Consider the following 8,964-nt stretch of genomic DNA (forward strand, 5'->3'; position numbering starts at 1 on the left):
GGCGACGGTGACAGGATCGAGAGGTGGATCTTGACGATGTCACCGACGAGCTCTACGCCCTCGACCCCGCCGAGTTCGTCGAGAAGAGGACGGCGCGTGCCGCCGAGGCCCGCGAGGACGGGGACCGGGCGCTCGCGACCGCGATCACCGGGCTGCGGAGGCCGACGACGGTCGGGTGGGTGGTCAATCTCCTGGCCCGCGAGTCGCCGGACGAGGTCGCGGCGTTACTCCGGTTGGGCGAGGAGCTGCGCGACGCCCAGCGGCAGTTGTCCGGCGAGGACCTGCGGCAGCTGTCCTCGCAGCGGCAGCAGGTCGTCCGCGCGCTCGCCCGGCGGGCCGGTCGGCTCGCGGCGCAGCGCGGGCGGAAGGTCGGCGAGGGCTCGCTACGGGAGGTCGGGCAGACCCTGCACGCGGCGCTCGCGGATCCCGAGGTCGCGGACCGGGTCCGTGGGGGCCGCGTTGTCACCGCGGCCAGTTACAGCGGGTTCGGGCCAGCGGGGCTGAGTGTGGTCGCCGACCAGGAACCTGCTGCCCCGAAGCCGGAGCCGGGGCAGGAGGCAACGGAGCCTGCGGTGGTCGACGAAGACGAGCTGGCCGGAGCCCGAACCGAGCTCGCCGAGGCGACCGCGGACCTCGAGCGGGTGACCGCGGCCGCCGAGCGCGCACGGGCGGAACTCGAACACGCATCGGAAGGAACGGCAGAGATCGACGTCCGGATCGCCGCGCTCAGGGGCGAACTCGAGCGCGCCGAACAGGAACGTCAGTTCGCGCGCAGTGCGGAGACTGCTGCGGACGCGGCCTCGAAGCGGAGCGAGAGCGACCTGCAGGGCGCCCGTCGGCGGGTCGAGGAGGCCGAGCGGCGTCTCGGCGAGCTCGGGTAGGTGAGCGATCCTCAGCGCCGCAGTTCCGCCACCGTGCCCAGCCGCTCGAGCTTGTGCGGGTTGCGGATTGCGTATATCCGGGTGATCCGGCCGTCCTCGACCACCACACTCACCGCGGTGGCCTCGCCGCCGACGTCGATCCGAATTCCCGGCATGCCGTTGAAGAACGTTGACGCGGTCACGAAGTCCGGGAACTTTGCCGCGCGGGACAGGAAAGCCGCCACCCGTTCGGCCCCGACGATGGGCTTGCGCGCCGCCGCCGCGATGCCGCCGCCGTCGGCGATCACCACCACGTCCGGCGCGATCACCTCCATCAGTCCCTGTACGTCACCGGTGGAGAGGGCGGCCATCAGCTTTTCGACGGCCGCCAGCTGTTGGGCTCGGTCCACTTGCATCCGCGGCCGCCGCGCGGCGACGTGCTCGCGGGCTCGGTGCGCGATCTGACGGACCGCGGCCGGGGTCTTGCCCATCACCTCGGCGATCTCCTGGTACGGCGTCTCGAACACCTCGTGCAGCACGAACACCGCCCGTTCGGCAGGACCGAGGGTCTCCAGCACGGTGAGCATCGCGATCGAGACGCTCTCGGCGAGCTCGACATCCTCGGCCACATCGGGACTGGTCAGCAGCGGTTCGGGCAGCCATTCCCCGACGTACTCCTCCCTGCGGCGCGACACCGACCGGAGCCGGTTCAGCGCCTGTCGGGTGACGATCCGGACCAGATAGGCACGTGGGTGGTGAATCTCGGTCTGGTCGACGTCGGCCCAGCGCAGCCAGGTCTCCTGGACGACGTCCTCGGCGTCGGCGGCGGAGCCGAGCATCTCGTAGGCGACCGTGAAGAGCAGGCTGCGGTGTGTGACGAACGGGTCGTCGGTCATGACTTCGAGCGTACGGCGAGGGGCTTGAGGCCACAGGCCGCCGAGAATCCTTGCGATGTGATGCCCATTGCGGTGTTGCTTCGGGTGTAGAGGTTCGCCAGTCCGATGAACGCGGTCAGCTCCACCAGCGCGGGTGCGCCGAGCTGCTCGAGCAGCCGTGCGGACATCTCGTCGGTCACCGTCGGCGGGGTCTGGGTCATCGCCTCGGCGTATCCCATGACCTCCCGCTCCAACGGCGTGAACACGTCGGACTCGCGCCAGCGTGGCACCTCGCGTGCCTTGGTCAAATCGAGCCCGTCGTTGTTGGCTTGGAAGTAGCCGAGGTCCAGGCAGAAGCTGCAGCCGACCATGCTGGCCACCGCCATGTGGGCGAATGTCTTCAGATTCTCGTCGCACTGATCCCACTTCTGCGCCTTGCGACCGATGGTGAAGCTGAAATTCAGCACCTTGCGGTTGTGCCATGCCACCTCGGCCGGCTCGGGTACCTCGCCGAACATTTTGCGGGACATCCGCTTGACGATCGCGCCGTAGACGCCGGTCAGCTCGGCCCTCGGGATCCTGGTAGTCATCGTTCCTCCTCCGGTTGCTTGCTCTCGGCATGAAGACACCGGCGGAGGATTGAATGTGACACCTACGCGCCTACTCGGCGATCGAAATGCATGCCCGGCGGCCCGGCGCAGAGGAAGCCCCGAGTACGAAGAACCGTCCAGCTGGATCAGCGATCTAGGTCATCTGGTCGTCCATGTTCTCGCTTGTCCAGCCGTTCCATCTGTGAATCGCCAGCGCTGTTGGCAATCCCCGGAGCACTGACGTGCGGTGTGACAACCAGCGTGGCGATGAGAGAGCGCGATCGTGGTCATCGAAGTTGGTAATTGTTCGGTCGGCGATGGCTGACCCCGAAGTTCGGCATCGGCCGCGCATGCGCAGATTCAGAACCCGATGGCCGCACAGACTAAGGGCGAAATGTTCGGCCGAGCCATTGCTCTGCGATGATCTTCGAGTGGGACAACTCGGGCACGACGCGGCGAAACTGCTGGACGATGCAGGGATCGAACTCGGTCCCGGCTTGACCGACGCCGAATTCGACTCGATCGACGAACGCTTCGGATTCCGATTCAACCCGGACCACCACAGTCTCCTCGCGACAGCCCTACCGCTGGGCGACCGCTGGCCGGATTGGCGCAATGGTAGCGACCTCGAGTTAAGGACCTGGCTGGACAGGGTGGCCGAGGGGTTCATTTTCGACGCACTGAACCAAAATCCACCCTTCTGGCCTGCATCCTGGGGCGAGTTACCCTGCGCACCTGAGGATGTAGCCACGACCGTGCGCCGAGAACTAGCGACGTGGCCTCGCCTCGTCCCGATCTTCGGGCACCGGTTCACCCCCGCAGCGCCCTCCCCGGCGGGATCGCCGGTGTTCTCCGCGTGGCAAACCGACATCATCTACTACGGGGCCAACCTCGTCGAGTATTTGACCAACGAACTGCCATTCGGCCAGGGACGAAAAACGCTCTCACCCATCATCGTGCGAGTGCCGTACTGGTCACGGTTCGTCGAGTCGGCAAATAGCGCCGAATCGATCTGATCGGTCCACCAGGACACCGACTTAGATTACCCCGGCCCCTCCAGTCGCTGTCGAACCTGACTCGACAGGATGGGAGCCATGTGGTCGACGATCTCGACCGACGCTGTGCCAACTACCTGTCAATTTGCCAACTATGGTGACCGCTCTGCCAACTAGGGTGGCGATTCACACCATCAGGCTGACTGCGATGCCAAGGATCGCGAAGAATCCAACAATAAGCGCGATGATGCCTGCCAATTTCCCCCTGGATCACGCGCGGCAGTAAACAGGCCTGCCTTGGAGTCGCCCCCCGGCCGGCTCGTGCTCGAAACGGTACCAACCAGTTTGCCGCGGTAATGTCACCTTTGGACATTTATCCAGACTCAATCCGCAGTAGCCATGCGGCTGGCGGGACCCCGAGACGTTCGTACAATCCTCGCGCATCGTGCGCCAGGGACGTTTCGCGACTTGGTGTTTGAGACAGCGCTCGGCGTCGAGGTTTGCACTAGGCCGTCTTGCGTGGCGATAGACGTATCCGTTGGTGCTGGGTGTTCGTGGCTCGCCCCGCAGTTCGTGTCGGTGGCCGGGCGTAGACTCGTACACATGTTCGATGCCGGGGGTTTCGGGGTGGCGCCGCAGGTGAGGGCGCCCGCGGCGACGAGCGCCCGGTGGATTTCGAGGACGGTGCGGCGGCGTTGGCGGCGCTGCGGGAGTACGGGCGGGCGGAGAACATCGCCGCCGCCCACAAGGTGTTGACGGCGGCGGCATTCGCGCGGCGGCAGTTCGCGCACGAGGTGGATCTGTTCGGGGAGGAGTTCGCCTACCGGGCGGGGCGGTCGGCGGAGATGGAGACCTCGCTGGCGTTGGGTGTGAGTGCGTTCACCGCGGAACGGTATGTGGCGGTGGGTAATGCGTTGGATCTGCGGTTGCCGTTGATTCGTGCGGTGTTCGTGTCGGGGCGGGTGGACTTTCCGAGGGTGTTCGCGATCGTCGACGCGACCGCGGAGATCTCCGATGCCACTCTCGAACGGATGGAAGGCCACCTCGCGGACGCGGCCCTGTATCTGACGCCGAAGAAGTTGGCGGCGGAGGTGATGCGGGAGTTGATCCGCATCAATCCGGCGGAGGCGGAGGAACTCCGCAAGCGGCGGGAGCGGCACTCTCGGCGGGTGTCGGTGACCGCGGACCTGCACGGCATGGCCCAGGTATATGCCACCCTCACCGCGGCGGAGGGCCGAACCCTCGATTCGTTCGTCCGGGAGATGGCGGGCACGGTCTGCCGGGAGGACCCCCGCACGGTCGACAACCTGCGCACGGATGCGTTCATGGCGTTGGTGCACGGCGAGACCTATCTGCACTGCCTGTGCGGGCGCGACGTGTGTCCGACGGCGGATTTGCCGCGACCTGAACGGCCAAAGCCCGAGGTCCACATCCATATCGATCTGGAGAGCCTGCTGCGGCTGGCGGATCATCCCGGGCATCTGGAGGGTCATGGGCCGATTGATCCGGAGTTGGTTCGGTTGCTCGCCGGGGATGCGACGTGGCAGGCGGTGATTGCCGATGCGAGACGTATCCAGTCGGAACGAAACGCCGCGGTCGGTAATGAGGGAGAGACCGACATCGACACCGACGGTGACGCCGAGGTCGGGGCGGTCGAGGGGGTGGGGGACGAGCTACCTGACCCGGCGGGCGCTCAGGGTGACGGCCGGAACCCGATGGATCCCGACCGGTCCGGCCCTGCGAACGGTGCGCTGCCGCGAGAATTGAAGGGCAACATCGGTTTAGGGGACAGCTCTGCCTCCACCGCAACGCCCGGGGTCCCGACCCGCTACCGACTGCGACGCAGGACCGCAGGGCAACTGCCGCCGCGCAACCACCCACCGAAACCATCCCCGGGTACGAACTCTCGCGAGCCTCGGATCACGGACATCCTCGACGCCATCGCAGCCAACCCGACCCTGCTCGACGGCCAATACCCGGACGGGCACGGCGGCTTCGACCACCCGCCGCGCGGCGCCCTGACCTACCGCCCCAGCAACTCCGTCCGCGCCGCGGTCTTCGACAAATACGACACCTGCACCTTCCCCGGCTGCACCGTCAAAGCCCGCGACTGCCAGTTCGACCACATCATCGAATTCGACCCAAACAACCCCCACGCCGGCGGCTGGACCGTCGAGAGCAACGGCGAACCCGCCTGCACCCGCCACCACCAAGCCAAGACAGACCGCCTCTTCCGCGTCGTCCGCCTCGACGGCGACGTCATCGCCTGGATCGGCGCACACGGCACCATCGGCATCACCCTGCCGCTCCCGGTCGAACAACGACCCAGCGCCCGCACCACAACACCCACACCCCGACCGATCCAGAAACCGACACCCGCACCACCGCCACCCGCACCACCCGACCTCGGGATCTACGAACCGACCTGGTGGGAAACCCACATGCAACCCACCGACCTACCCCCGACGCTCCCGCAGCTCGCCACCATCACCGACCCCGGCCACCTCGCCCGATGCGCACAACTCCGCACCCACCACGCCGAACACCTCGCGATCATCGCCGCACGCGAGAAGCTCCGTCCCCGCCGTTCTGAGGGTGAGGGTTTTCCACCCCTGTGGTGATGGTCCGACGGGCCGCGCGCGAGTCATCCTTGAACGACTCCAGTCGAGCAGAATTTCCGCGGATTCCACCCCAGGTGTAAGAAACTGCACCCTCAGGTCGATATAGCGAGTACTTGGGTAGCTGGCTCCGTATCACCGCAGATAGCAGATTGGTATGTAACCGCAGAAGAGGGCGGAACAGGACGAACCCAGGTACGGAGGACGCAATGTTGAGCACGCCGAGCGCACGAGATCATTCCGGTCGCCGCATCACGGTGCTCGCCGACGATGGCGTCCCCCTCGCCGTCCAGGAGTTCGGTCGGGTGGATGCCCCCATCACTGCCGTATTCGTGCACGGTCACTGCCTGCGCACGGAATCGTGGTCCTTCATCCGCGAATACCTGTCCTATTCCTGGGGCGCCGACGTCCGCATGGTCTTCTACGATCACCGCGGGCACGGCGACTCCGGCCACGGCCCTGTCGACACCTACACGATCGACCAGCTCGGACACGACCTGGAAGCCGTCATCCGCACGGTGGTACCCGAGGGCCCGGTGGTGCTGATCGGCCATTCGATGGGCGGGATGACGGCCCTGGCGTATGCACGGCAGTACCCGGACTCGATCGGCTCGCGGATCGTCGGGATGGCGTTCATCGCATCGGCCGCCAACGGGCTCACGGAGGCCGGTCTCGGCCGGCTCCTGCACTCCCCGATGGTCTCCGCCTTCCGTAAGGCCGTCCGCAGGGCGCCGCGGGTGATGCAGGGCTCCAAGCAGCTCAGCCGCATGCTGTGCGCAGGCATCGTCCGGGTGATCGGGTGCGGCAGCCGCAGGGTGGATTCGCGGGTCGTCGCGCTCGCGGCCGCGATGGTCAACGACACCTCGGTGGTCACGATGTCCAGCTTCCTGGAATCACTGATCGGCTTCGACGAGTCGGAGTCGCTGTCCTCCCTTGTGGGGATCCCTTCGCTGGTCCTGTGCGGCGACGCCGACGTGATGACCCCGTTCGAGCACTCCGCAGCCATCGCGTCCCGGCTGCCGGCCTCCGAGCTCGTGCGCATCAGCGGGGCGGGTCACTCGGTGATCCTGGAGCGCGCGGCCGAGGTCGCACACGCGGTGGCCGCGCTCGTCGCCCGCGCAGGTCACGGTGGGTCGGCTACCACGGCGGACGAGGGGATCCTCGCCAACGCCGGCTGATCACAGGTCGCGCTCGTTGATGATGCCGCTCTGCATGGCCAGCTCGGCCAGCCGCACCCGCTTCTGGTTCTGAGGGAGGTCCTCGACATCGAACTTGGCGAATAGTGCCCGCAGGTGCGTCTTGATCGCATCGACGCTGAGGAACAGTTCCGCGGCGATCTGCTGGTTCGACGCCGGATTGGCGAACGTCGCCCCGTGCTTGTACGGCCTGCACAGCCCGGTCAGCACCGCGCGTTGTGTCTCGGTCAACGATCGCACGTTCGGCATGTTCGCGGCGACCATGGTCGCGTCGTCGACCGCGCCGCCGAACTCGTTGTAGGTCAACAGGGTTCCGCCGATCCTGATGCTGTCGCCCTGGCGCAGACGTCGGCGCCCGGTGATCCGCTCACCGTTGACGAAGGTGCCGTTGCGGGACATACCGTCGTCGACGACGGTCCAGTGGCTGCCCACACATTCGATGACCGCGTGCAGCCGCGACACCTCCTCGTCGGCGGTCAACGGCAGTCCGGAATCGGGTGAGCGCCCGACGGTCAGGCGTGGGTTATCGGGGGAGAGGTCCAGCTTGTGCTGTCGACCTTCCCTGTCTGAGTAGATCAGGCGAGACTCAGTTGCTCGGTCCACGACAACCCCAGGGCACGGTTCCATCGTGCCCTCCGGAGGTGCGCGCAGCAAGATCGAATTCTCGATAGCTGCGGTAAGGAACAATCTTGATCGCCTTGACGCCCACCTCGACCACGTCGAATACTTTTTCGTGAGGGTTGAATCGGAAAACTCGCCGCTGACCCCGCACAGGGGCTTCGGCGTATCGTGATAGACCTGCGTCAAAGGTGGTTGTGATGAACGCGTACGTGCAGGCCGGCAGACCCGCCGGCGCGGCGCCCGCCTATTCGAGCGGCGGGCGGCAGGCGCACATCACGTCCCGGAGTCGGTCCCGATCGGGGACCGAGCCAGCGGTCGGGGAGCTCAGGCGCCCATGGTCACCGCAGCACGCTCACGCACAGGATTTCTGGTGATGATCTGATGACGCCCTGACAAGGTAGAGGCATCAACTCTCTTGTGGCACAGCTGTTTCAGCCGTTGGGTTCCGCCGCATGGGTTTCGGGAAGGGTGGGCGTCACCACCCCTTGGGTTGGTTTCGGCGCCCGCATCGATGAATCAGGGTTGTAGGTGTTCACAACAGGAAGTTCGGCACATCGGCGGACTTCCGACACCAGACGACAATCAGGAGGAATCATGCTCGGACTTGTAATCGGACTCGGCGGCGCGGCGCTCAGTATCGGGCTCGGACTCGGACTCGGAGCGATCGGGCTCGGGCTCGGGCTCTTGCTCAGCGACGCGACCATCAAGCACGACGTCACAGAACTCACGGACTGAACCGAGGCGATTCGGTGACCGAAGCCATGAAAGCGAGCACCGAGCGCGCGCAGGACGCCCCTGGCCAGTGGGTGGACACCGGCCAGGGGCGAGCGCGTGCGCGCCTTTCCGCGCGAATCCGGCACCCGCTGGCCTGGCTGAATTCGGCCCTCAGCCGCCGGCGCGGGGTCCAGACCGACCGGTCCGTGCCCACCGGAGCCGACGAGGTCCTCCAACGCCTCGCCGAGATGCCGCTCAGCGTGTGGACCTACGGGTTCGACCACCCGTCGGTGCGCCACATGGGCCCGATGGCACAGGACTTCGCCGCAGCGTTCGGGCTGGGATCCACGGACCGGCGGATCTCCGTCGCCGATGCGAACGGGGTGTGTATGGCCTCTATCCAGGCACTCCATCGGCGCCTCGTCGAACTCGAGACCGAGGTGGCGCAGCTGCGCTCGGCCCGTGAGGAACTCTGAAAGGGGCCCGCGGTGGCTA

Annotated in this window: 9 protein-coding genes; 6 read left to right on the forward strand and 3 right to left on the reverse strand. The window is 66.5% G+C overall.

What is annotated here, in order from left to right; translation table 11 throughout:
- Positions 1 to 23 precede the first annotated feature (23 nt).
- The gene (locus BTZ20_RS10475) at positions 24 to 881 is read left to right on the forward strand and encodes a hypothetical protein (protein WP_077041312.1); all 858 of its coding nucleotides are present in this window, start codon (positions 24 to 26) and stop codon (positions 879 to 881) included.
- 11 nt (positions 882 to 892) lie between these two features.
- Here BTZ20_RS10475 and BTZ20_RS10480 read toward each other — a convergent pair whose 3' ends face one another.
- Positions 893 to 1,756, reverse strand: a complete 864-nt coding sequence (locus BTZ20_RS10480) for an RNA polymerase sigma-70 factor (protein ID WP_077041313.1) — start codon at positions 1,754 to 1,756, stop codon at positions 893 to 895.
- Complete coding sequence (locus BTZ20_RS10485; RefSeq protein WP_077041314.1) at positions 1,753 to 2,325, reverse strand: carboxymuconolactone decarboxylase family protein; 573 nt, start codon at positions 2,323 to 2,325, stop codon at positions 1,753 to 1,755. The genes BTZ20_RS10480 and BTZ20_RS10485 overlap by 4 nt, the downstream gene beginning before the upstream one ends.
- A 431-nt stretch (positions 2,326 to 2,756) precedes the next feature.
- On the opposite strand from BTZ20_RS10485, the gene BTZ20_RS10490 reads away from it, so the two are divergent.
- From BTZ20_RS10490 to BTZ20_RS10500, 3 genes are all read left to right on the forward strand, one after another.
- Positions 2,757 to 3,341, forward strand: a complete 585-nt coding sequence (locus BTZ20_RS10490; protein WP_145982269.1) for a hypothetical protein — start codon at positions 2,757 to 2,759, stop codon at positions 3,339 to 3,341.
- A gap of 647 nt (positions 3,342 to 3,988) precedes the next feature.
- Entirely contained in the window at positions 3,989 to 5,941 is a 1,953-nt protein-coding gene (locus BTZ20_RS10495) for an HNH endonuclease signature motif containing protein (RefSeq protein ID WP_077041316.1), read from the forward strand.
- A gap of 206 nt (positions 5,942 to 6,147) precedes the next feature.
- Positions 6,148 to 7,116, forward strand: coding sequence for an alpha/beta fold hydrolase (locus BTZ20_RS10500; protein ID WP_077041317.1), 969 nt, complete (start codon positions 6,148 to 6,150; stop codon positions 7,114 to 7,116).
- Here BTZ20_RS10500 and BTZ20_RS10505 read toward each other — a convergent pair whose 3' ends face one another.
- A complete protein-coding gene (locus BTZ20_RS10505) occupies positions 7,117 to 7,761 on the reverse strand; it encodes an FHA domain-containing protein (protein ID WP_077041318.1) in 645 nt (214 codons plus the stop codon).
- Positions 7,762 to 8,349: 588 nt separating this feature from the next.
- On the opposite strand from BTZ20_RS10505, the gene BTZ20_RS27210 reads away from it, so the two are divergent.
- Both BTZ20_RS27210 and BTZ20_RS10510 read left to right on the forward strand, forming a co-directional pair.
- Positions 8,350 to 8,490, forward strand: a complete 141-nt coding sequence (locus tag BTZ20_RS27210; protein WP_169310410.1) for a hypothetical protein — start codon at positions 8,350 to 8,352, stop codon at positions 8,488 to 8,490.
- Between the two features lie 14 nt (positions 8,491 to 8,504).
- Positions 8,505 to 8,945, forward strand: coding sequence for a tail fiber domain-containing protein (locus BTZ20_RS10510; protein ID WP_223263714.1), 441 nt, complete (start codon positions 8,505 to 8,507; stop codon positions 8,943 to 8,945).
- Positions 8,946 to 8,964: the final 19 nt, after the last annotated feature.

The organism is Rhodococcus sp. MTM3W5.2, from assembly GCF_001984015.1.
GTDB lineage: Bacteria > Actinomycetota > Actinomycetes > Mycobacteriales > Mycobacteriaceae > Rhodococcus_G > Rhodococcus_G oryzae.